The organism is Paenibacillus sp. ACRRY, assembly GCF_022346995.1.
Taxonomy (GTDB): domain Bacteria; phylum Bacillota; class Bacilli; order Paenibacillales; family Paenibacillaceae; genus Paenibacillus.
The window spans coordinates 1,374,483-1,397,821 of the sequence record NZ_JAKRNM010000001.1 but is presented as its reverse complement, the minus strand read 5'-3'; the positions used below and the strand labels follow the sequence as shown (position 1 = coordinate 1,397,821).

Annotated in this window: 20 protein-coding genes; 17 read left to right on the top strand and 3 right to left on the bottom strand. The window is 45.5% G+C overall.

Annotated elements, in window-relative coordinates; translation table 11 throughout:
- Positions 1 to 261 precede the first annotated feature (261 nt).
- The 7 genes from MH144_RS05915 to MH144_RS05885 all read left to right on the top strand — a co-directional run bounded on the left by MH144_RS05915 (position 262) and on the right by MH144_RS05885 (position 11,603).
- Positions 262 to 4,032 (top strand): alpha-L-arabinofuranosidase C-terminal domain-containing protein, encoded by a 3,771-nt coding sequence (locus tag MH144_RS05915; protein ID WP_239298327.1) that lies wholly within the window; start codon positions 262 to 264, stop codon positions 4,030 to 4,032.
- A 176-nt stretch (positions 4,033 to 4,208) separates the two neighbouring features.
- Positions 4,209 to 5,114 (top strand): ABC transporter permease, encoded by a 906-nt coding sequence (locus MH144_RS05910; RefSeq protein WP_239298325.1) that lies wholly within the window; start codon positions 4,209 to 4,211, stop codon positions 5,112 to 5,114.
- 15 nt (positions 5,115 to 5,129) lie between these two features.
- On the top strand, positions 5,130 to 6,020 hold the full coding sequence (locus MH144_RS05905) for a carbohydrate ABC transporter permease (protein WP_239298323.1): 891 nt from the start codon (positions 5,130 to 5,132) through the stop codon (positions 6,018 to 6,020).
- 79 nt (positions 6,021 to 6,099) lie between these two features.
- A complete protein-coding gene (locus tag MH144_RS05900) occupies positions 6,100 to 7,875 on the top strand; it encodes a sensor histidine kinase (RefSeq protein ID WP_239298321.1) in 1,776 nt (591 codons plus the stop codon).
- Positions 7,853 to 9,499 carry a response regulator gene (locus tag MH144_RS05895; protein ID WP_239298319.1) on the top strand — a complete coding sequence of 549 codons (1,647 nt, stop codon included), beginning with the start codon at positions 7,853 to 7,855 and terminating at the stop codon, positions 9,497 to 9,499. Before MH144_RS05900 ends, MH144_RS05895 begins: the two co-directional genes overlap by 23 nt.
- Positions 9,500 to 9,621: 122 nt before the next feature.
- Positions 9,622 to 11,265: an extracellular solute-binding protein gene (locus MH144_RS05890; protein WP_239298317.1), complete on the top strand. Its 1,644-nt coding sequence runs from the start codon at positions 9,622 to 9,624 to the stop codon at positions 11,263 to 11,265.
- Between the two features lie 191 nt (positions 11,266 to 11,456).
- A complete protein-coding gene (locus tag MH144_RS05885; RefSeq protein ID WP_239298315.1) occupies positions 11,457 to 11,603 on the top strand; it encodes a hypothetical protein in 147 nt (48 codons plus the stop codon).
- Positions 11,604 to 11,892: 289 nt separating this feature from the next.
- On the opposite strand, the gene MH144_RS05880 is transcribed toward MH144_RS05885, so the two are convergent.
- Positions 11,893 to 12,021: a DUF4023 family protein gene (locus MH144_RS05880; protein WP_095358309.1), complete on the bottom strand. Its 129-nt coding sequence runs from the start codon at positions 12,019 to 12,021 to the stop codon at positions 11,893 to 11,895.
- A 152-nt stretch (positions 12,022 to 12,173) separates the two neighbouring features.
- Here MH144_RS05880 and MH144_RS05875 point away from each other — a divergent pair, with 152 nt between their 5' ends.
- The 3 genes from MH144_RS05875 to MH144_RS05865 all read left to right on the top strand — a co-directional run bounded on the left by MH144_RS05875 (position 12,174) and on the right by MH144_RS05865 (position 15,381).
- Positions 12,174 to 12,926: a TrmB family transcriptional regulator gene (locus MH144_RS05875; protein ID WP_239298313.1), complete on the top strand. Its 753-nt coding sequence runs from the start codon at positions 12,174 to 12,176 to the stop codon at positions 12,924 to 12,926.
- A 93-nt stretch (positions 12,927 to 13,019) separates the two neighbouring features.
- The gene (locus MH144_RS05870) at positions 13,020 to 14,183 is read left to right on the top strand and encodes an MFS transporter (protein ID WP_239298311.1); all 1,164 of its coding nucleotides are present in this window, start codon (positions 13,020 to 13,022) and stop codon (positions 14,181 to 14,183) included.
- Positions 14,184 to 14,376: 193 nt separating this feature from the next.
- The gene (locus tag MH144_RS05865) at positions 14,377 to 15,381 is read left to right on the top strand and encodes an ROK family protein (protein WP_239298310.1); all 1,005 of its coding nucleotides are present in this window, start codon (positions 14,377 to 14,379) and stop codon (positions 15,379 to 15,381) included.
- A gap of 131 nt (positions 15,382 to 15,512) precedes the next feature.
- On the opposite strand, the gene MH144_RS05860 is transcribed toward MH144_RS05865, so the two are convergent.
- Entirely contained in the window at positions 15,513 to 16,946 is a 1,434-nt protein-coding gene (locus MH144_RS05860; protein WP_239298308.1) for a glycoside hydrolase family 1 protein, read from the bottom strand.
- Positions 16,947 to 17,103: 157 nt separating this feature from the next.
- On the opposite strand from MH144_RS05860, the gene MH144_RS05855 reads away from it, so the two are divergent.
- The 3 genes from MH144_RS05855 (at position 17,104) to MH144_RS05845 (ending at position 19,353) form a co-directional block, all read left to right on the top strand.
- Entirely contained in the window at positions 17,104 to 18,072 is a 969-nt protein-coding gene (locus MH144_RS05855) for a LacI family DNA-binding transcriptional regulator (RefSeq protein WP_239298305.1), read from the top strand.
- Between the two features lie 181 nt (positions 18,073 to 18,253).
- A complete protein-coding gene (locus MH144_RS05850) occupies positions 18,254 to 18,547 on the top strand; it encodes a DUF3817 domain-containing protein (protein WP_239298303.1) in 294 nt (97 codons plus the stop codon).
- A gap of 200 nt (positions 18,548 to 18,747) precedes the next feature.
- Complete coding sequence (locus MH144_RS05845; RefSeq protein WP_239298301.1) at positions 18,748 to 19,353, top strand: pentapeptide repeat-containing protein; 606 nt, start codon at positions 18,748 to 18,750, stop codon at positions 19,351 to 19,353.
- Positions 19,354 to 19,496: 143 nt separating this feature from the next.
- On the opposite strand, the gene MH144_RS30740 is transcribed toward MH144_RS05845, so the two are convergent.
- Positions 19,497 to 19,628, bottom strand: coding sequence for a hypothetical protein (locus MH144_RS30740; protein ID WP_275439958.1), 132 nt, complete (start codon positions 19,626 to 19,628; stop codon positions 19,497 to 19,499).
- A gap of 202 nt (positions 19,629 to 19,830) precedes the next feature.
- Between MH144_RS30740 and MH144_RS05840 the strand changes: the two genes are divergently transcribed.
- The 4 genes from MH144_RS05840 (at position 19,831) to MH144_RS05825 (ending at position 23,308) form a co-directional block, all read left to right on the top strand.
- Positions 19,831 to 20,163: a thioredoxin family protein gene (locus MH144_RS05840; protein WP_239298299.1), complete on the top strand. Its 333-nt coding sequence runs from the start codon at positions 19,831 to 19,833 to the stop codon at positions 20,161 to 20,163.
- A 107-nt stretch (positions 20,164 to 20,270) separates the two neighbouring features.
- The gene (locus tag MH144_RS05835; RefSeq protein ID WP_239298297.1) at positions 20,271 to 21,293 is read left to right on the top strand and encodes a LacI family DNA-binding transcriptional regulator; all 1,023 of its coding nucleotides are present in this window, start codon (positions 20,271 to 20,273) and stop codon (positions 21,291 to 21,293) included.
- A gap of 116 nt (positions 21,294 to 21,409) precedes the next feature.
- Positions 21,410 to 22,405 (top strand): ABC transporter permease, encoded by a 996-nt coding sequence (locus tag MH144_RS05830; RefSeq protein ID WP_239298295.1) that lies wholly within the window; start codon positions 21,410 to 21,412, stop codon positions 22,403 to 22,405.
- 15 nt (positions 22,406 to 22,420) lie between these two features.
- Positions 22,421 to 23,308 carry a carbohydrate ABC transporter permease gene (locus MH144_RS05825; RefSeq protein WP_239298293.1) on the top strand — a complete coding sequence of 296 codons (888 nt, stop codon included), beginning with the start codon at positions 22,421 to 22,423 and terminating at the stop codon, positions 23,306 to 23,308.
- Positions 23,309 to 23,339: the final 31 nt, after the last annotated feature.

Sequence of the window (23,339 nt, the reverse complement as noted above, 5' to 3'; positions counted from 1 at the left end):
TTATTGCTCGAATCAAGCGCTTACATTTGCTATAATATCAATTAATTTATATTTTTGTAAACCATGTTGTTGAAATGAGTTAAAAAAAGCGAAATGAATAACTAAAGTTTGAATTTATTTCGAATTTAACACCGATTAGAAGTTTTTTGTTGAAAATCTAATTCGAAATGAGTACTATAACGAGTAGATAATATATTTATAAATTTATTAATGATTCATGTTTTTATGAATTAATTGACGATCTACATAGGAGGCATAACAATGAGCAGTTATCAGGAACATATCATTGCACACTACAAGTTTGAGGATGCGGGCAACATTGGTAAAGATTACTCTGGCCAAGGCAAGAATGGCATTGCTGCAGGTCTTTCCGTACCGTCAGTGTCGAAAGTGAGTGGAAGGAATGCCGCTACTTTTGCAGGGGGGGACAATGGAACGTCGTATCTACAGTTACCTTCAGATCTATTTCAACATGTAAGTGATAAAACAGGCATCACTGTGACAGCGTGGGTGCATCTGAACAAGGGGTCCAGTGTGTGGGAACGCATTTTTGACTTTGGAAAAGGAGAACAGAGCCCCAATCTGTTTTTGACAAGACAACTGAGAGGAACGATGTCTGCAGAAGGGGATTTGGTTGTGGATCCGGGCCGAGGATTTGCAACGGGAGAATGGATGCATATCGCTTTGTCGGTAGCGGGTACTCAGGGAGGTACGCTTAGCAGTGCTGGCCCGATCGTCTACGTGAATGGAGAGAAAATAGCGGATGGGTCTATCAGTCAGACGTCCAGTGGTAATTATGCGAAGCTGCGCAGATGGTTCGATTCCTTCACGGATTCGGCCAATTACAGCCAGAATTATATTGGTAGCTCTCAGTATGCAGCCGATGTGGATTTTGCCGGATCGCTGTCCGATTTTCGGATATATCAGGCCGGATTAACCATGGATGAAGTCATCGAAGTCATGTGTGAATCATTAACCGATGAAGAGATTGTTGCGTTGGCAGGAGATAAATATTTGTCATTTCCGACCCGGATCATTACGAAGAACATCTCGCTGCCTGCTGACTTGCTAGGAGGTAAAGTGAAGGTCCGCTGGCAGTCCAATCGCCCTGAAGTGCTATCACATGATGGAGAAGTGCAGCTCATAACCTCGGCACAGGAAGCAAGCCTGAATGCGATTTTGAGTAAAGGCGAAAGCACGCTGAGTAAACGTTTTGACGTATCCGTATTGCCGGAGGATCTGCCGCCTTATACCATAACAATCCACGGCGATCAGCAAGTCGCTGATATTAGCGAGGTCATGTACGGTTTGTTCTACGAGGACATTAACAATGCGGCGGATGGCGGAATCTATGCCGAGCTGGTTCAGAACCGTTCATTTGAGTCTTTTGCATTTGATACATACTCACATACCTCCGGTGAATGCGGATGTTCGACGGGGCGGAACCGGGATCCGTTATTCGCCTGGTCTGGCGATACCAGCAAAATGAATGTGCATCACGAAGGTGGATTGAATGAACACTTCAAACTCAAAGACCCGGATGCAAATGCTTACTATGTGACGGTTCAGGATGGCGCTACGATACGAAATCGCGGTTTTTCCGATACCAATCAGCATTGTGCCATGTCCATCAAAAAAGGTGAACAATACGACTTCACCATCTGGGCAAAAGCAGATTCGGCCGGTACGATCACCATACAACTGCAGGATGGCTCGAAAACTGCAATCAGTGATTCCGTCAAGGTTCATGTAGATGGAGGAGGTACCTGGAAAAAGTACGGTGCAGTCCGCGTCGATTCGGATACGAGAAATCAGGCTCTTGTTCTTACTGGAACAGAGACAGCACTTGGACAGCTCGTGCTTACGTTTGAAGGAGATATTTCCATCGATATGGTGTCTCTGATCCCACGAGACGTATGGGGCGCAGTTCCTGATGAAGCAGGCATTTCCGTATCAGCACATGCTAACTACAAGGGGAATCCGAACTATCGACTGAGGAAGGATCTGGTTCAGGCTCTCGTTGATATGCATCCCAAGTTTCTACGCTTTCCGGGAGGCTGCATCTCGGAGGGGTCCTTCATATGGGATAATGTGTACGACTGGAAGGACTCGGTTGGTCCGGTAGAGCTGCGCAAAGAGAACTACAATGTCTGGGGTTACATGATGACAATGGGTCTTGGATACATGGAGTACTTCCAGCTCGCGGAAGATTTGAATGCTGCTCCGGTTCCCGTTATGGCCTGTGGAGTTCTGTGCCAGGCACGTTCGGATTACGCACATCCGGCTGGCGGCGCATTAAGAGACTATTACATCAAAAACTTCACTGACTTGATCGATTTTGCCCTGAGTACAGATGTTGAACATAACGAATGGGCGGCAATACGCAGCCAAATGGGACACCCTGAGCCGTTCGATCTGCGCTACCTTGGTGTAGGTAACGAGAACTGGGGAACCGAATTTTTCGCCAACTTTGAAGTGTTCAAAGCATCCATTGATGATTATATGAAGCTAAACTATCCGGATCATGAATTGCATATTATTTCAACCGTTGGTGCACAAGCGGACGATGATGCATACCAACAAGGCTGGAAGTTCCTGAGCGGTAACCTTACGGGTTCGGCCCAAGTTGCATTTGCAGATGGACAGAAGGTCATTGAAGAAACGGTAACCTGGTATGAGAAGCAGGATGATTACATGGATACCATTGCAGACGAACACTATTATCGGTCCAATGATTACTTGATGAATAACGTGGATCGTTATAACTACTACCATCGGGCATACCAAGAAGAAGGGCAAATTAATTGGAAAGAGACTTCCAAAGTTTTTGTTGGAGAGTACGCATCCACGGACAAAAATACACTGGCGGGTGCCGTTGCTGAAGCAGCAATCATGACCGGCTTCGAAAACAATGCAGATGTCGTTCGTTTGGCTGCCTACGCGCCATTGTTCAATAAAGTGCTGACGGATGGAACCTATCGCTGGACACCGGATTGCATCTGGTTTGACGATGAGACGGTATGGTATACACCGAACTACTACGTTCAGCACCTTTTTGCCAAATACGTTGGAGATCAAGTGATCGGCACTTCGTTTAAGACGTACAGCAAGGGGAAACAGGTGGGACTCATCCCTCATGGAGGGATTGAGATTGCGACCGGTAATGCAGAAATTGTCGTGAAAAGGGTTACGGTCACATCCAATCAGGATGGCAGCGTGCTGTTGAGTGAAGATTTCAGGGAGCAGACGGAGCTGAGTGAGGCGTGGGGTCTGATTCCTGGTTCGAAAGGATATACATTTGAATCTGGAAACGGACTTATCCTGAAGGCGCAAACCAGCGGCCTGAACGGGATATATCTTCTGAATGATGAATGGACCAATTATAAGGTGCAGGTGGAAACCAAGCGCTTGTCGGGTGACGACGGTTTCTATGTTGGGGTGGGACTTACGGATATTTCATCTGACAAGAAGGATGTCATTGAATATGCGATTGGTTACGGTGGTGATGCAACGGGAATAAAAGTGTACAAACAAGGTATCGAAGGATATACTCTCGGTGATTATTCTTCAAGTTCAGCAGCGGGTAACCTGAGAGCTGCGAATTATGAACCGCTGGAGAGCGGTACCGATTATACGATCACTGTCAATTATGGCGGCGAAACAGGAAAGAGCTTGATCTGCTCCTACACAGACGGATATACAACCAGCAAAGTGCTGGATTACAAGCTCGAAGCATATAACCGTGAGGTGTTCCATTCCGTTACGAGAGATCAGAAGCATGTATATGTAAAACTGGTGAATGCAGATAGCGTGGACAAAGCTACACATGTCCATCTTGAGGATCTGAATGTGAAATCTGCAGCACGGTTGATCACACTCAGCGGAGATCAATCATTGGTTCATGTTCCGAATGTGAACCAGAAGAACGATGAGAAGGTGGTTCCATATGAGCAGGAGATTGGACTGAATGGTGAATCCGTAGTTCTTCAGTTACCCGCTCATTCAGTGAATGTATTGATTTTGGATTTGTAGTTTCATTTATGTTTCTCCCCTAGGAAGAGAACGTTATTCATGAAGAAACCGCGAGTAATCGCGGTTTTTTTGTATTTTCAGATGGAGAGTCAACAGAAGATACCCAAAGTAAATAACCTACACTATTTCCTCAGCATGCCTGCTCCTATAATAAATTTTGAAGGAGGAGACAGCTCATGCGTTCCAACTACAAACAATTTATCAGAAACATTCCGCTTCATCTTATGATTCTGCCAGGTTTGATCATCATTATTGTATTCGGTTACATTCCAATGGCAGGTCTCTCGATTGCCTTTCAGAATTTCTCTCCGATTGCCGGATTCAAGAACATGAACTGGGTAGGCTTGGATAACTTCAGATACCTGTTTGATCTTCCAGGGTTTGGCCAGGTCGTGTGGAATACGGTATTCATCTCTGTCATGAAAATTAGTTCCGGCCTTGTGATTCCGGTGCTCGTAGCCTTGCTGCTCAACGAAGTACGCAAAACTGGATTTAAACGAACGATTCAAACGGTCATTTATATGCCCCACTTTTTTTCGTGGGTAATCCTGGCGGGCATTATCGTGGATGTGTTATCCCCGAGCAGTGGAATTGTGAATATGCTGCTTAAGGCACTGGGGCTAGAGCCCATTCAATTTCTGGCCAGCAACGATTGGTTTCCGTACATACTTGTCATTACTGATCAATGGAAAGAGTTCGGTTTTGGCACCATCATCTATTTGGCAGCATTGACCAGCATTGATAAGTCTCTCTATGAAGCCGCCGTCATGGACGGGGCAGGTAGATGGAAGCAGACCTGGCATATTACACTGCCGGGGATTCGCCCCATTGTCATTCTAATGGTTACTCTGAGTCTTGGAAACGTACTTAATGGTGGGTTCGATCAGGTGTTCAATTTGTATAACCCGCTCGTCTATGAATCCGGTGATATCCTGGATACGATGATCTATCGAATCGGTTTGCAGGATGCCCAATATTCAGTTTCTACGGCACTTGGCCTCATTAAGTCGGTAGTTTCATTTATCTTTATCGGACTTGGTTATTTCCTGGCCTATCGGTTCGCCAATTATCGCATATTTTAGAAAGGAGGCAGAATCATGCACCATGCATCGAGAGCCTATCGCTGGTTTTTAGGTTTTAACTACGTCATCCTGACGATTCTTGCCTTGCTCTGTCTGTTTCCGATCGTGAATATATTGGCGATATCCTTCAGTTCGAGTGATGCAGTCAAAGCAGGGAGTGTTACGTTCTGGCCCGTGGATTTCACGTTATCGTCCTATAAGTACATTTTGGAAAATCAACAGTTCCTTAACTCGTTTGGCACGAGTCTGCTTCGGGTGGTATTGGGAGTTGCCACGAATCTGATCTTCACAATTCTTGTAGCTTTTCCTCTCTCCAAAGAAGCTTCCAGATTTCGTTCCAGAACATTCTATGCCTGGATATTTGTATTCACGATGCTGTTCAGTGGAGGGTTGATTCCAGGTTATCTGGTCGTCAAGGAAGCTGGTCTCCTGGATTCGATCTGGGCACTGATATTACCTGGGGCCGTGCCCATTTTCAATGTACTGCTGATGCTTAACTTCTTCAGAGGTTTGCCGAAAGAATTGGAAGAAGCCTCGTGGATGGATGGTGCAGGGCATTTCCGTACACTGTGGAGCATCTATCTGCCTATTTCTCTGCCAAGTATCGCAACCATCACGTTGTTTGCCATGGTCGGACACTGGAATGCCTGGTTTGATGGCATGATCTATATGAAAAGCCCGGAACATTATCCACTCGCAACGTATCTGCAATCCATGCTGCAGCAAGTGACGATGATCCAGAGTGAAATGATGACATTGGAGGATGCAACGCTGTTAAGCCAGGTGTCGGATCGAACGACCCAGGCGTCCCAGATTTTTTTATCCGTTATTCCCATTCTGCTCGTCTATCCATTTCTGCAACGATATTTCGTCCATGGGCTTGTTGTCGGCAGTGTAAAGGGATAAGATCGGTAGGAGGAAAACCGAGTAGAGGAGCCGATTTCCGGCTCCTTTTTTGCTGCTTGAGGAGAGGAGTGGAAGGGGAATGAGATTATTGGGGGGGAACTGGAAGACCAACTCCATTGTGGTCAAACTGATGATTGCTTTTGTATTGGTTATTCTCCCGCTATATGGAAGTAGCATTGTAATTACACAGTATAGCTCCAAGCAAATGCAGACCGAAGTGGAAAATGCGCATGATTCCAAGCTGCACTTCTACCACAATCATCTGCAATTCGAATTGGAGCGAATGAGCAGTCTTGTGAATGAATTTTCGTTCGATGAACCGATGTCCACATTAAGTACCAGAGCACCCATTATGAGCCGATATGAGATTACATCAAGTCTGAATGACATACATAAGAAACTCAGTCAGATCATGGTGACCAGTCCATACATCAGTGATGTGGTGTACTATGTTCCTGCGCTTCATAAGCGGGTAAGTGCAGTGGATGGCATCCGCAGCGTTGAGGACGACGAGTGGAAAGTTCTGCTTGCGACCATGGGGAATCTGAATGGGGAGTTATCGACTTCGGCAGATGATCTCTATTTCCTGAAGAGCAATCCGTACAATATGAATCACGAGGAGCCGCCCAATTTTATATTGGGAATACGCTTATCTGCGGATGAGCTGAAGAAAAGGCTGCAGCAGTTGTCGGAAACGGGTGGAAGTGATATCACGCTGAGCTTTGGTGATGAGCACGAAGTTGTCATTTCCTCCTCAGAGCAGGCTGTCTCTACCGGACTGTTACAGATGCTCCCAACCGAATCGCAGGATGCGCTGCAGGTAACGAGATACCACTCCGATGATCATTTGTACTACTCCCTCTATGATTCGGATCATTCATTCACACTAACCTCCAGTATTGCTGAAGAAGTGCTTCAGGCACCACTGGAACGATATAAGTTATGGTTATGGATGTTAACCGTAATGTCAATGGTCATTATTATCATCTTCTCATTATCTGTTTATAAATCGATCCACAAGCCGTTATCTGCACTCGTCAAAGGATTCAGAATGGCGGAGCAAGGGCAGCCAGACATTCGCATTCCACATTCAAGACGGGATGAATTCGGATATTTATACTCTCGTTTTAACCATATGATAGAGCGCTTACATCTTTTGATTGAAGAAAATTATGTTGCCAGAATACGAACGAGTGAAGCAGAGCTCAAACATCTTCAATCCCAGATTCAACCTCACTTTCTATACAACAGTCTGTTCAGTATTAAACAGATGGCAGAGGTGGAGAATGTTGAATTAATCCAGGAGTTTACCGACTATCTGGGTCAGTATTTCAGGTATATGTCACGTGACTCCCATACCGAAGTATCGCTCGGTGAAGAGGTAGACCATGCGATGGTCTATGCTGCGATTCAGAAGATCCGATTCGGATCAAGGGTACAATTGCTCATTGAGGATATGAACCCTGTGTACAGATCGATTGCGATCCCGAGAGTCATTGTTCAGCCAATCGTAGAGAATGTCTTCGAACATGCACTTGCCAAACGAAGTCAGGGAGGTATTCTTAAACTCTCCTATCAGACGGCGGAGGACAGGCTGTCCATTCTGATTGAAGATGATGGTGATCAGTTAACGGACAAGATGTTAGCTGAGCTGAATCAGTCCTTTGGGGAGCCTGCGCAGAGACAGGAAGATGAGGAAATTACGGGGCTTATCAATGTGAACCAGAGGCTGAAAATCAAGTTTGGTTCAGAGTGCGGTCTTGCTGCAAGGCGCAGTGACCTGGGTGGTTTATGTATTATCGTAAATGTTCCATGGAAAGGGGAGCTGCCTCATGCAGCGGATGCTGATCGTTGATGACGAACCGGTCATTTTGGACGGACTATATGCCTTCTTTCAGAAGGCGAATCTTCAGGACATGGAGATTATCAAGGCCCATTCAGCCTTCGAAGCGATCGAGTGGTTGAACTCTGTGAAGGTGGATATTGTACTTAGCGATATCTGTATGCCTGGAATGGATGGCATGGAGCTCATTGAGAAAATCATGGACCGATGGCCCAGATGCAAAGTATTACTGCTGACAGGCCATAACGAATTCGATTATGCACATCAGGCCATACGCAATCCCTGTGTGGTGGACTACCTTCTCAAGACGGAGGGCATGAGTCAGATTCGTACGGCAGTAGAACGTGCTTTAGCACAAATCTCGGAAGAAAATGATTTCAGGTACCAGAATGCCTGGTTCCGCAGCAAGCTGCCAAGAGCCCTGCCCCAGCTGCAGCGCCAATTAATGCTCGATCTTATGAAACGAACGGAAAGGCATGATGTTTCCTCGCTTCAGGAAGAATTGGATGCCGTACAGCTTCCTTTTCGCTCAGGGGAGGGTGTTATTCCCGTCATTATTCGAGTGGAGGAATGGAACAACTATCAGACGCAGGCCGATCGAAGTTTAATCAGGTATGCTGTGGCAAATGTGGCAGAGGAGCTGCTTCAGGATAAGTCGACAGTCAAGGCAATTGATCTGGATTATCAGGTTATTGCTTGTTTAATCCAGCCAGCCGCGTATCGTGTGAATGCACAGGAACAGTGGGAGCAAACGCTTCGCTTTGTCTATGGAACGCTTGAGTCTGTGCAGCAATCGTGTGCAGATTGCCTTAACCTCTCTGTATCGATCATGGTGAGTGAACAGGCTGTAGCTTGGATGGAATTGAATCAGGCGATCGCGCAGCTGCGATTATCCATTCATGAAGGACCTGGACTCGGGATGGAAAAGCTCCTTCGTGTCAACGTACAGCCGGATATAAACGTGGTACCAAATCCACTGAGCCAGCAGGCGGTTGCGTCTCTACATCTGGATCAGGTCAAGCAGCATGTCGCAGCGGGGGACAGTGAATGGATTACTTCTTATCAGAAATGGACTGAGAGTTCGAAGGAGGGGCTTCAAGATCCGTTCTTTCGAATGAAGGTATACACCGAAGCCGGGAGTATCTTGATTGACCTGCTTCATGAATTGGGTCTATATGAACCTGCGAAGGAAGAGGTGGGTCTCTCCCGCATGCTGCATTTTGATATCCATACACCATGGCCCGAACTCATCATCTTCTATCAGTCTGCCTTTGAATGGATTATATCGAAGCGGAGCGATACCCGCCTGAATGACCAGTCTCAAATCTTGATCTCGATCCATCAATACATCAAGCATCATCTGGAGGACGATCTCTCTCTTACCCGTATTGCGCAGGAAGTCTCTCTCAATCCTTCGTACTTGTCTCGTTGGTATAAACGAATCACGGGTAAGGGCATCTCGGAATATATTCATGATCGCCGCATCGAACGAAGCAAGGAACTGCTGCTCGGTTCTTCGTGTAAAATGCATGAAATTTCCGCCAAGGTCGGGTTCAGTGATCAGCATTACTTTTATCGTTTTTTCAAAAAAGCTATCGGCTGTACGCCTCAGGAGTATAGGGATCAAAAAAGTTAAAAACCGTTTTAAATGGTAAATCAAAGATACCAGATGTAAACGAGATCCACTCGAACTGATAGCGCTTTCTTTATACAATGAACACATACCTCACGGGAGGAACAAAAAGGGGGATTCGTCGTATGAATATGTCATTCAAAAGGCTTTCATTGTTATCGCTTAGCATGATCCTGGCAGGGACTCTTGCAGCCTGTTCATCAGATGCTGGTAACGCAGAGAGCGAAACCAAGCCCAGTACACAGCAGGATGCTGGAGGACCACTCACCAAGTATGACCCGCCAATTAAATTAACCTCGACGATGAACGAAACGGGTAAGGAATCGCTCGCTCAAGGGGATACACATGCGAACAATATTTGGACCCGCGGTTACAAGGATGAGCTCGGCATTGAAGTAACATATGACTGGATTGTGCCGGATGCCAATTACAACGATAAAATGAATGTGACCCTTGCAAGCGGAGATTTGCCTGACGTATTGAAAGTAAGTGCGGTGCAGTTCGAGCAATTACATGAAGCGGGCATGCTTGAAGATTTAACGGAAGTATATGATAAGTACGCATCGGATCTGGTCAAAGAATTTATGTCTGCAGAAGACGGAGCAGGATTGAAACCCGTGACCAAAGATGGCAAGATCTACGCCATGGTGAGTTTTCCGGGTTCACTTGATTCATCGGACATGATCTGGATCAGACAGGACTGGTTGAAAAAGGTAGGGCTTGAAGCGCCAAAATCGATGCAGGATGTCATCCAGATTGCAGAAGCGTTCACGTTCGAAGATCCGGATGGCAATGGCAAAGATGATACGTACGGGATCGCGCTGAATAAGGATTTGCCCATCAATGCGTTCTTGCTGGGGTATCATGGGTATCTCGAAACCTGGATCAAGGACGCATCTGGGCAGGTTGTGAATGGTACCATTCAGCCCGAGGTGAAGGAAGGCTTGAGAGAACTGCAGAATTTGTATCAAAAGGGCGTGCTGGATCCCGAATTCGGGGTGAAGGATTTTGCGAAAATGATGGAGGACGTGAACGCAGGGAAGTCTGGCATGTTCTTTTTACCGCAATGGGCCCCATTTCAAGTCAGCAGTATGATTAAGAAAGACCAGAATGTCGATTGGTTGCCTTATCCAGTACAATCCATCGATGATCAGCCAGCCAAAACACAGAACCACCTCAGTCTGGGCGGCATATTCGCAGTCCGCAAAGGGTATGAGCATCCGGAAGCACTCGTTAAACTCCTGAACTTCCAGGCAGAGAAGATGTTCGGAGAATCGGCAGAGAAGGAGCGCGCAGATTATTTGAATGGCTTAACCGGACTTGGTTTTCATAACGCAACGGTGTCCAATCTGCCTGCCAACAAAAACGTAAAGGCTCAGGACGAAGTGGAACAGGCCCTGAAAACCGGAGACATTTCTGGACTTGGGCTTGAAGCGAAGCTGTTCTATGATGATATTATGGATTACCGTAACGGTAATCTGGATAAATGGCATATGGAACGCATCTTTGGACCGGAAAGCTCACAAGGCGTTATCAAATACTATCGTGACAATGACCTGATTGTGATGAATGAATTTATATATGCTCCAACGAGAACCATGAATACGAAGCAGGCTACACTGGATAAGCTTAGAGCGGAGACATTTTTGAAAATCATCTATGGCAACCTGTCGATTGATGAATTCGATAACTTTGTAGCCAACTGGAAAAAGCTTGGCGGAGATCAGATTACACAGGAAGTCAATGAAGCCATTAATGCCAATAAATAAACAAGATGTGCCACAGTACAATTGAATTTGTATTGTGGCACTTTTGGTACTTGAATATACTTTCAATATATTAGGACTATAGTGTAATCCATGTGTTTTAAAAACGGAATGACTTCATTACTTATTTGCGTTTCAATAGTATAACCCCGGAGATCGGGGATGTGTTTTTACGATATACGACTTTAAAACCGATGTCATGGTCCAGCAAACAGTTTAGAGCATTGATTAACAAAGCACCGGGTACCAGGGAGAATGTGCATGGTGATGTGTTTCCAATCACACGAACACTTCTGATTCTTCGAGCAGATCCCGGTACAAGCGGGTTTCTGGACCAGTAGATTAACACGAGATCTGGTTGACGAGGTGCTGTTTTACAAGTTCGACAAGCCATCGTATCATCTCTTTTCTATTATTATAGGTTCTCTATATTAAATGAAAAGCAGTGATAGGATGTGCTAGACGAATTACTCCATGCTATATAAACAGGCTGATATCAATAAAGAAAGCTTTGGAAGTGAATTCGGTTTGATTGAGAGGAAAGGATCTCTACCGCGAGATCCTTTCACTTACGGGAACAATGATTACGAAGGAAGCTTAGTCCAAAATACTAGAATCCACTCATTTAACTTACTTTTTGGTTCCGTGCTGTTTGGTCGGCAGCTTGTCGCTCGGCGTTCCTTTACCATTGTTCTTGTTATGACGGGCCTTCTCGGCATTCTCATTTACCTTTTGTACAAATTCATGGGTGCTTTCCATGGACGATACAGCTCCTTTATAATCAAAATGTGTACCCGAATCTTAATATAACCACCCGAAGTCCGTTATATGAAACTGGACAAGGGCGAAGCCGATGTCTAAACTGAAAACATACAGAACGATACATATCCAGAAGGAGCGAAGGTCCACACATGTTACAGAAATTCGGTTTTACGCAGTACGAAAGTCAGGTGTATGAGGCCATCTTCGCTCAAGAGGAACCACTCGATGCATCATCCATCGTCAATCACTCCAATGTGCCCAAAGCCAAAATTTACGAAGTATTAAACCGGCTTATCGATAAAGGGATTGTATTGACCACCATGAATGGCAAGAAAAAATTGTATACGGCCGTGGATCTCCAGTCCGTTATTTTGAAGATCAAAGCGGATTTTGAGAAGGATATCGAGGAATTGAATGCTTATAAAATCAAACGAACGTTCACGGATGAGCATATTTGGACACTGAAGGATGAAACATCGATTGGTTCCAATATTGAACAGCTTATGGCAGAGGCCGATACATCAATTCTATTTCTGGCCTGGAATGAGAAGATGGAGAACTACCGTACACTGTTGGAACAAAAGGAACAGCAAGGTGTGCATGTTGAGGTGTTATCGGTGGGAGGATTAGAGACATCCTTAACGAACAAGTACGCTTTAATTCCCATGCTGGACAAGCTGGAACCATTGCAGCTGCTGATTGTAGACCATGCCTATCTGCTGTTCGCAGGCATTGAAAATGACTCTTGGAAAGCGATTAAGACGACGTCCAAGCCGATTGTCAAAGCGATGACGGATTATTTTTATCATGATATTGCCCTCACTCAAATCACCAAAAAATATGGAGATCAACTACTGCAGGATGAAGAAATATCCAAGCTGCTGGCCCGGTTGATCTATTAGAAAGCTATTCTTTTATGGAATAGTTTTTTTTATTGAATTTTCACCCTTTATAGGTTACTATCGTAGTTGTAACTTTTGAGGGGGATTTATGAAATGAATAAAAAAGTGTATTTGCTTGCAATTGCGGCATTTGTGGTTGGAACCGTGGAACTTATTTTGGGCGGTATTCTCGATCTGATTGCTGCAGATCTTCATTTGACTCTGGCGAAAGCCGGTTATTTAATATCCATCTTTTCGTTGGTATATGCCATATCTGCACCGATTCTGTTAAACGTAACGGCCAGATTTGAGCGTAAGAAGGTATACATGTACACCCTGCTGATCTTCCTGGTCAGCAATCTTATTTCCGCTTTCAGTGCCAACTTTTATATGCTGATGGCAGGCAGGGCACTCGGTGCTGCGACAGGCTCGCTCATTTTCGTATTGTCTCTGACACTTGCTGCTCGCATTGTGGAACCGAAGTACAAAGGACGTGCGGTAGGTATTATTACGATGGGTGGGAGTGCATCACTCATTCTCGGGGTTCCCCTCGGAATATTTGTGGGTAATCTGGCCGGATGGCGTGAAGTCTTTATTTTTATTGCCATTTTGACTGCAATTGTCATGGTAGCCATTGGTCTTGTCATGCAGCGGGTTCAGCCGGTGCCTGTCGTCTCTTTGAAACGTCAGTTTGCTGCACTGTGGAATCCGAGGATGCTCGCGATTCATGCGACTACCTTATTGGTTCTGGCGGGTCATTTGACGTTATATGCGTATTTCACACCGTTTCTCCAGGAAACGATTGGTGCAAGTTCGACGATGGTTACCTTTATCTACATGATGTTTGGCATCGCGGCTGTTGCCGGTGGCGGACTTGGGGGCGTGCTATCGGACCGCTTGCATCCAGCAAAAGCCATCGTCATTGTGTTAATTCCTTTCATTGTGAGTATGGCTGTTATCCCATTCAGTGTTGAACTGCCTCTAATTGCGTTCCTCATCCTGCTGAGCATCTGGAGTGCCTTGAGCTGGACGGTTACGCCAGTGCAGAATAGTCTAATTATCAAAACATCTCCAGAAACAGCGGAATCATTGATCAGCACCAATTCCGGAATTGCCCACGCAGGGATTGCCCTCGGCACGTATGTTGGCGGGATGGTGATTGATCATTCCACCATTCTGTATAACGGCTGGGTAGGTTCGATTCTGATTCTTCTGGGCTTGGTCACGGCCATATATGCGATTAGCCGCAAGGAACAATCGGTACAGGCCCCTGCATAAGAATGATACGAAAAGAGTGCGCCAGTCTATCGAACCAGCATAGACGGTGTGCTCTTTTTGTATTCGTAAACCTGAAACAACGCAGAACATGGGTCATGTCAACGATTCGTTTTCATAGCAGCCGTTTTTAATCACTTTCAAGATATTGTATAGTGGTTACATTGAGGTTCGAAATTTGGAGGCTGGAACGCTTATGAAAATAGCAAATGCTAATTTGATGAAAGAGATTAATATAAACAACGTGCGCCAAGTCATGAAACAGGTGGAGACAGCAACCAAGCCACAACTTGCGTCCTTGACCAAATTGAGTGTGGTTACGGTGAATTCACTGGTTAAGGAATTGTGCGAACTCGGGGAACTCTACGAGGATGAGACAATTCCCTCCAACGGGGGCAGGCCCGCGCTAACTTACCGCTATAATTATGATTTCAGCCTGGCCCTGGTGATCTATATGAATGACAAGCAGGGGCAGGATGTCATTACGGCAACCGTCATCAATTTGGAGAACACCATTTTGTTGAAGGAAGAACATACACTGCCTGTATTTGATCAAACACAATTTCTCGGAATCATTGAACCAATTCTCACTCAGCATCCTTCTATCAAAGGCATTGGAATCGGGATTCCCGGGCAAACGGTGAACGGAGAGATCACGGTAAGCAGTCATCAGCAGCTGAAGGGTGTTCGTATGGCCGAGGAGATTGAAGCAAGATTTGGACTGCCAGTCATGGTGGAAAATGACGTGAACGCTGCAGTTAGCGGTTATTGTTCTCAGGAGGAAATGGATGAGGGAAACAGCGTGATCGGAATTTACTTTCCGACCCATTATCCTCCGGGCATGGGCATTTACCTTAATGGAAAAGTGGTTAAAGGCAAGAACGGCATGGCTGGTGAGATCAAATTTCTTCCCTTGGATATGGACTGGTACAGTCCCATGCAGTCAGAAGTGTTTGCTGAATCGGTATATAAAATTATTCAAATCGTTAATGCGGTTCTCGCACCGGACAGAGTTGTTGTTTATCAGAGCCAGGTAGAAGCAGAGGCATTTATTCGGGGCTGGGAATCGTATCGAGCTGGGCAGCGCATGCCTGTTTTCCCAGAAGTCATTTTAAATGAATCTTTTCAGGAGCATTTTGAAGCGGGCATGCGGTGGTTAACTTTAAAAGAGCTTGAGCCTAACATCATTCAGATTACGTGAATCATTCAATATAATAAGTACCCCTCAGACAGAACACAGATGAAGTCGCTCGTATATAATGACGGTGCGTGCGTCTGTGTTTTCTGTATGAGGGGCCAATCTACAACTGATTCATTTTCATGATGGAATAATTACCGTTTAAGGCTTTTTCCGTTGGTTCCGATGACTTCCTTATACCAGTGGAATGACTTTTTGCGGTAACGTTCCAACGTGCCTGATCCATCGTCGTGACGGTCTACATAGATATAACCATAACGTTTTTTCAACTGGGCAGATGAAGCGCTCACGACATCGATGCATCCCCAGGATGTATAACCCATAACTTCAACACCATCTTCAATGGCTTCACCAACCTGAACCAGGTGATCGTTCAAGTATTGAATCCGATAATCGTCTTCTACCGTCTTCTCGCCATCCGGACCTGTAATAAGTTCATCCACTGCACCCAGACCATTTTCCACGATAAATAGGGGTTTCTGATAACGATCGTAGAACATGTTCAGGACATAACGCAGGCCCTGCGGATCGATCTGCCAGCCCCATTCACTAGCCGGGAGGTAAGGATTAGGGACACCGCCAAGTAGATTGCCTTCGCCTGGGACTTGTTTTTCCGGATCGGCCGTTTGGCAGATGCTCATGTAATAGCTGAAGGAAATGAAATCGACGGTATGAAGCAGGATCTCTTCATCACCGGCTTCCATCTTGATTTCAATGCCTTTTTCCCGGAAGTAACGTTTCATGTATCCTGGATAGCGACCTCTAACATGCACATCACCGAAGAAATAGTTGCTATGTTCGAATTCCATCACCTTAATGATGTCATCCGGGTTCGGCGTGAGCGGATAGGTTGGCATGCTTAGAATCATGCAGCCAATCTGAGCATCAGGGATAATTTCGTGACAGAGCTTCACCGCTGAAGCGCTGGCTACAAGCTCATGGTGAATGGCTTGGTACAGATCCTGTTTACTGAGCTTCTCCTTAGGGGTGTAAATACCTCCGCTCATGAACGGGGCTTCCAGGATCGAATTGATTTCGTTGAATGTGAGCCAGTATTTCACTTTATTTTTATACCGTTTAAATACAGTGGTAGCATAACGCTCATAAAATCCGACCATTTTACGGTTAACCCAGCCGTCGTATTCCTTCGACAGGTGAAGAGGCGTTTCATAGTGGGATAGCGTTACCAGTGGTTCGATGCCATACTTATGGCATTCGTCGAAGAGATCATCATAGAATTGCAGACCCTCTTCGTTAGGCTCCAGCTCGTCCCCTTTTGGGAAAATGCGGGACCATGCGATCGAAGTACGGAACACTTTGAATCCCATTTCAGCAAATAATTTGACATCTTCCTTGTAACGGTGGTATAGATCAATCCCGATCAGTTTCATGTTGTCTTCGGTTGGTTCTTCCGTGATGGGACCCATGATTCCTCTGGGAGCAACATCCTGTGTAGACAGCCCTTTGCCACCTTCGTTATATGCACCTTCCGCCTGATTGGCTGCAATGGCACCGCCCCACAGGAAGTTATCGGGGAAATGAAATGTTTGAAGTTGAGAATTGCTCATGCGTATCGCTCCATTCGTCATCATTGTTTGTTAGATTCGCAGCACTGCACAAAAAAAGCTTAAACGTTGGAACGGGTTACACGTCAAGTTTTACTTTTCATCTTTGGATGAGGCATACTATAATTCAGCATAGGCAGTAGGCAAGAAAGGTGATCCAATGTCCAAATTCGATGAAATTATGAAGCGGTCGGGCTATTCGAAAGCGACGGTATCCAGAGTGATTAATCATTCTCCGCATGTCAGCTCCGAAGCCCGTCAGAAAATTACGGAAATCATGAAACAATTGAATTATATTCCGAATCGCAATGCGATCTCGCTGTCTACCGGACAAACCAAACAGATAGGGATCGTCACATCGGCAACCAATGAGATCATACTGGCGTTTATGAACCAGTTCATTGATACAGCGATGGATTACGGGTTCCAGACCCTGATCTACACGACGCGTGGCGATGCGGAGATTGAGCTGCAGGCATTCGAAGATTTGCGCAGCAAGCGGGTGGATGGGCTGGTGATTATGACCTGTGTGAATCCTCCGGAGAAACTGAAGGCATATTGCGAATATGGACCGATTGTTTCCTGGCAGCGTATGGGACAAGATGAAATTCCGTCTGTAGCGATGGATCAGGCCGAAGGATACAGACTGGCGCTGGAGCACCTCGTTTCCAAGGGGTACACGCGAATTGCCAATGCTTTTGGCAGAGCCGAGAGCTTGAACACCCAGAGCCGGAGACAGGCCTATGAATCCTTTATGGAGGAGAAGGGACTCCCAGTGATGCGTGAGGCGTATCAATATTCCATATTTACTTCAACAGATGGAGAGCAAGCCATGCGTAGACTGGTCCAAGCTCCTGAGCTTCCACAAGCTGTGTTGTGTTCAAATGACTACGCAGCGATTGGGATTTTGTGCGAAGCGCGCAAACAGAATATCCAGGTTCCTGAGCAGCTCGCGATTGTCGGGTTTGACGATATCGAATTGTCCCGTGTACTTGGTATAACGACTATACATAATCCGATCGCAGAACAGGCAACCCAGGCATTCCATCAACTTTGGGCCGTACTGGGGAAGGAGGAACTGCATTCTGAGCGTCTGCGTTATCAACTGATTGAGCGTGAAACGACTTGAATTTAGCCGCAACTTTTGCGGCTTATTTTCATTGAACTGAAGGAATGGTTCAATGATGGGGATGCAGATTCAATAATTATTCAAATTTGAACCATTTATGCTTCCAAGCCATGCGTTATACTGAATGTGGAGAACGTTACATAATTCACAAACCAGGATTGGAAAGGTGAGATGGAATTTAATGAAGACAGTGATCGGCCGATTCAAAATTGCAGGAATATGCGAAGGGGTTTCCTTGCTCTTGCTTGTTTTTATTGCCATGCCTTTGAAATATTTCGCGGATATCTCTTCTCCGGTGGCCATTATGGGCATGATTCATGGGATATTGTTCCCTCTGTATCTTATTGCATTGGTACATTTGGCTGTTGTAAACAGGTGGAAGGCGGCACGCTGGTTCATGGGTGTCGTGGCTGGTTTGCTGCCATTTGGAACATTTGTTTTTGAATCTTATTTGAAGAAGAGAGACTGGAAATAAACCTTATACTCATGATGAAAAAGGCGATCAGCCTACTGTAAAGCACAGTAGCAGAAGAGACGCCTTTTTTTGTTAGCTGTGATCGTGGCAAATTAAATGCCTTGACTTTTACGGTCACTTAGGCAGGTACTTGACAGGGGTATGGTATAGTATAAAAAGTTTGGATGAATAGAATGAAGATGTAAGCAGGAGGTTTAATCGTGTACCAATACAAGGATCAGGAATATGAAGCAGTGCATTTTGACGGGCACGACTTGAGATACGGAGAGCTGATGCGCTGTGTTTTCAAGCAGTGTACCTTTATGAATGCCTCCATGGAAGAGATCGAGACGAGCAATTGCCGCTTTATCGAATGCGACTTCAGAGGAGCGAGCATGAACGGGTCGTTTCATACGGAATCTGCTTTTGAGAACTGTACATTCAGTGGAGCTAACCTTTTTGTCTCCAAATTTACGTCCTGTAAAATGACCGGTTCTGATTTCTCGGGAGCACAGATGGATGGCGTTACTCTTATACAGGGGGACTGGTCCTATACGAATCTGAGACACACGAAGCTGGGCAAGCAGGATCTGCGCGGCATTCGCTTCTACGAGACGGATTTCTCGGATACGGACCTTGGAAGGGCGGATCTCAGAGATTGTGACATGACCAGAGCAACACTGAGCAGGGCTAAACTAATGGGAGCGGACCTGCGCGGAGCTAACCTAGAAGGCATTGATCTGAAATCCTTGGACGTCAAGGGTGCTCGTATAGACAGGGAACAGGCTGTATTATTTATGCGTTCATATGGCGCTAAGGTAGATTGACACCAAATGAAAAGGACACAAGCCTGTATGAATTTACAGGTTCGTGTCCTTTTTCATGCCATCATGAAGCCGATTCGTTATATGTAATCACTAAGAAGTAAGCTTTTGAGAGTTTGTTAAGAAGTTAAGAACTAAAGAACTTCTTATTTAACTGTACCCGTTTGTCGATCCGAAAGTAGGTTGAATCCGTTGTCAACTGAAGCAGCGGAGGCGGAAGCAGCGAATGAAGCGAATAGACAGAGGGCAGCGAGGAGCAGCATGCTTTTTCTTTTCATAGATAAACCTCATTTCAATTAAGATGGTTATACACTTCTAGTGTAATTCAAATTGGGGTATTTTGGAAAGTGAGATTTTATGGTTCATGGAACTTCGCTTGGTATTGAATAGATGATTCACTCCGTTGTGCATTTTATAAGAGCATTTAATCATGGTACACTCATACTTGTTATATCAGTTTGGATTGAGACGGAGGCACAAATGAAAGAAATACATGAGTTAACGTCCATGGACATGGTTGATTCGTTTATCCAGCAGCATACCTTGACTTTACTGTATGTTAGCCGGCAGGAATGCAGTGTGTGTCATGCCTTGCTGCCCAAGATCAGAGAACTGCTACAGCCTTATCCTTCGATTGCTCTGGGACACATCGATGCGAACCAGGTGGAAGAGGTGGCATCGAAGTTCCTCATTTTCACCGTTCCAATTATGCTTGTTCTGGTGGAGCAGAAGGAAGTTGTACGCGCGGATCGGTTCGTTCGTCTGGATCGTTTGGGAGAGCAATTGGAGCAGATTTACAGCTCATACACATAGAAAAAGCATAAAGCATCAGCGTAAAAAAAATTAAAGTGTTGTGCTGAAAGCGGTTTTATGCTAATTTAACAATATAAAAACGTTTTTATAGTAAAGGACTAATCATTATGGCTAAGATTACGATCAAAGATGTTGCAAGGGAAGCGGGTGTTTCCATATCCACCGTGTCCAATGCTCTGAATGGTGTGGACGTACTGAACCCGGAGACCAAGTCTCACGTGCTGAAGGTAGCTGAGCGGTTAAATTACGTTCCCAATCTGAATGGCAAATTGTTAAAATCGGGACAAACCAAGATGCTGGGCTTCTTCACGACCAGTGTATCAGGACCGTATTTTTACAAACTGGTTGAGTCGATGTCCCGCGAGTGTGACCGCCTCGGATATGGGCTGAATGTATTTGTCACTAAGGATAAACAGGTCATCATGAGCAATATTATGGGGCGCCGCGTGGATGGTGTCATTATTTATGAAGAACTGCGCATTGATGAGCAGGATATTCTGTCCATGCAAAAAGACAAGATCAAGGCAGTCTTCCTGGACCGTGTCTATCAGAGTGAAACGATGGGAAGTATCATATTCGACTCTTATGTGGCAGCTTACGAAGCAACGAAGTACCTGATCTCACTTGGACACAAGAAGATTGCTTACATCTCCGGTGTGGATACGATGTTTGACAGCGTGCAGCGTAGAGACGGGTATCTGGCAGCTTTGCGTGAATACCAACTCCCGGTGGATGATGACTATATCATTCAGGGGTATTTTGAGGAAGAGGGCACGTACAGTGCCATTAAGTCCTTTTTGCACCTGCATCCAGGCAAACGTCCCGACGCATTTCTCGCAGGTAATGACCTGAGTGCAGTTGGCTGCATTCATGCATTAAAATCCGAAGGGTATGAAGTTCCTCAAGATGTAAGCGTGGTGGGTTTTGACGATATTGATATTGCCCCATATTTTTCACCGCCACTCACGACAGTAAGGAATCAGATTGCAAGGCAAGGAATACTGGCCATTAACCAATTGGTTGGCATGATCAAGAAGAAAGAGCAAGGTGTAGCTCAAAAATTATCGGGTGAACTCATCGTAAGAGGCTCAAGCCACGTAAAGATCGGCCGGAATGATATTGAAGCATAGTTGTGCAAGGTCATTTCGGTCTTTTTTTAAATGATTGAAGCAGAATAAGGGGGTTTTTATGCACAAAAATAAAAACGTTTTTATGAGTGTGGAAAGACAGAGGGGAGCTATGGAACGTGAGTAAATTAGCTGTTGAGAAGGCAGCCGGGAATACACCGACTGGTCCTGATCCTAAACACAGGAAGCCGCTAGGGCAGCGGGTTAGGGAGTTCGTCGTCGACTATCGCAGACAGTGGGAAATTCAGTCGATGATTATACCAGGCATTATCTTTATGATCATTTTTTGTTACATTCCGATTTACGGTCTAACGATTGCCTTCAAGAATTATACGGTCATTGATACGCTCGCTACCGCACCGTGGGTTGGCTTGGAGAATTTCAGAATTATCCTGTCGGATAAATATTTCTGGGACGCGGTTGTGAATACGCTGGGCATCAGTTTTCTCAAATTGGGGATCGGCTTCGTCATTCCCATAATTCTTGCAATCATGATCTACGAGCTGAACAGTGGACGGTTCAAGAAATTTGTGCAAACGGTTTCATATTTGCCGCACTTTTTGTCCTGGATCGTTCTTGGGGGCATGCTCATCACCTGGTTCTCAACGACCGGGCTATTCAACCAGATCCTGCTTAGTCTGGGCTTGATCTCACAGCCGCAAAACATCCTGCTCGATGCCGGAAAGTACTGGTGGATTGCTACGTTATCGGATATATGGAAAGAGGCCGGCTGGGGGACCATTTTGTATCTGGCCATTATGTCGAAGATTGACCCCACGTACTATGAGGCTGCCAAAATTGATGGTGCAAGCAGGCTAAGACAAATCTGGAACATTACGCTTCCGAACATGAGATCCATCATTAGCTTGAATCTGATTCTAACTGTAAGCGGTTTACTTGGCTCGAACCTGGACCAGACTCTCGTCCTGATGAACTCGCAAAACCGTGAAAAAGCAGAAGTCATCAACTCTTATGTATATCGTATGGGGATGTCTCAGGGTGACTTTTCGTATGCGACAGCGGTTGGACTCGGCGTCTCGATTGTGTCCGTCATTTTGCTGGTTACCGCAAACAAGATCACGAGCAAGCTGAACGATAATCAATCTGTGCTCTAGAAGGAGGCGTAACGCGTGAATGGAAAGGTGGCAAAAGAAGATCTCGATAGCCGGATCTTTGATACGCTGAATATTGTTTTGCTGGTCATATGTACGATTGTTATTGTGGTCCCACTCTGGAATGTGATTATTTCTTCCTTTAGTTCCGGCAGGGCGCTGGCGGAGGGCGGGTTCATCTTCTGGTCACCAGAGTTCTCATTGGAGAACTACCGTGCTGTATTTAATGATTCAAGTATTTGGCAAGCCTTCTTGATATCCGTTTCCAAAACGACAATTGGAGTGGTTACTCACGTATTTTTCTGTGCGATGGTGGGTTACGGCCTGAGCAAAAAATACATACGGGGCCGGAAGCTATATGTTGCCATGGGTGTTATCACGATGTTCTTCTCAGGGGGGATGATTCCAACGTACCTGTTGATCAAATCACTCGGACTGCTTAACAGCTTCTGGGTTTACATCATTCCGGCACTGTTCAGTTTCTATGATGTCGTCATTCTGATGAACTTCTTCCGGAACGTCCCGGATTCTCTGGAGGAGTCAGCCAAAATTGATGGCGCTGGAGACTGGCATATCTTCCTCAAAATCTTCATCCCGCTCTCCATGCCAGCAATGGCTACGATTGCGCTATTTAATGGAGTGGGACAATGGAATGACTTCATGACAACCAAGTTGTACATTACGGATCAGTCATTATATCCACTGCAGATGATGTTATATGAAATTATTGTGCAATCCCAGACGCAATCCATGCAAAATATCGGAGGCTCTGCGGTCATTGAAACGACGACCAAAGGCGTGCAGCTCGCCACGATCGTTATTACCACTTTGCCAATCGTGCTGATCTATCCCATCCTTCAGAGATATTTTATATCAGGAATGATGCTGGGGGCTGTCAAAGAGTAAGCCAAACTCAAGTTGGATCTATGAAGGTTTT

Coding starts and splice junctions, on each gene's coding strand:
- MH144_RS05915 (WP_239298327.1), top strand. CDS start 262: ATGAGCAGTTATCAGGAACATATCATTGCACACTACAAGTTTGAGGAT.
- MH144_RS05910 (WP_239298325.1), top strand. CDS start 4,209: ATGCGTTCCAACTACAAACAATTTATCAGAAACATTCCGCTTCATCTT.
- MH144_RS05905 (WP_239298323.1), top strand. CDS start 5,130: ATGCACCATGCATCGAGAGCCTATCGCTGGTTTTTAGGTTTTAACTAC.
- MH144_RS05900 (WP_239298321.1), top strand. CDS start 6,100: ATGAGATTATTGGGGGGGAACTGGAAGACCAACTCCATTGTGGTCAAA.
- MH144_RS05895 (WP_239298319.1), top strand. CDS start 7,853: ATGCAGCGGATGCTGATCGTTGATGACGAACCGGTCATTTTGGACGGA.
- MH144_RS05890 (WP_239298317.1), top strand. CDS start 9,622: ATGAATATGTCATTCAAAAGGCTTTCATTGTTATCGCTTAGCATGATC.
- MH144_RS05885 (WP_239298315.1), top strand. CDS start 11,457: ATGTCATGGTCCAGCAAACAGTTTAGAGCATTGATTAACAAAGCACCG.
- MH144_RS05880 (WP_095358309.1), bottom strand. CDS start 12,021: ATGGAAAGCACCCATGAATTTGTACAAAAGGTAAATGAGAATGCCGAG.
- MH144_RS05875 (WP_239298313.1), top strand. CDS start 12,174: ATGTTACAGAAATTCGGTTTTACGCAGTACGAAAGTCAGGTGTATGAG.
- MH144_RS05870 (WP_239298311.1), top strand. CDS start 13,020: ATGAATAAAAAAGTGTATTTGCTTGCAATTGCGGCATTTGTGGTTGGA.
- MH144_RS05865 (WP_239298310.1), top strand. CDS start 14,377: ATGAAAATAGCAAATGCTAATTTGATGAAAGAGATTAATATAAACAAC.
- MH144_RS05860 (WP_239298308.1), bottom strand. CDS start 16,946: ATGAGCAATTCTCAACTTCAAACATTTCATTTCCCCGATAACTTCCTG.
- MH144_RS05855 (WP_239298305.1), top strand. CDS start 17,104: ATGTCCAAATTCGATGAAATTATGAAGCGGTCGGGCTATTCGAAAGCG.
- MH144_RS05850 (WP_239298303.1), top strand. CDS start 18,254: ATGAAGACAGTGATCGGCCGATTCAAAATTGCAGGAATATGCGAAGGG.
- MH144_RS30740 (WP_275439958.1), bottom strand. CDS start 19,628: ATGAAAAGAAAAAGCATGCTGCTCCTCGCTGCCCTCTGTCTATTCGCT.
- MH144_RS05840 (WP_239298299.1), top strand. CDS start 19,831: ATGAAAGAAATACATGAGTTAACGTCCATGGACATGGTTGATTCGTTT.
- MH144_RS05835 (WP_239298297.1), top strand. CDS start 20,271: ATGGCTAAGATTACGATCAAAGATGTTGCAAGGGAAGCGGGTGTTTCC.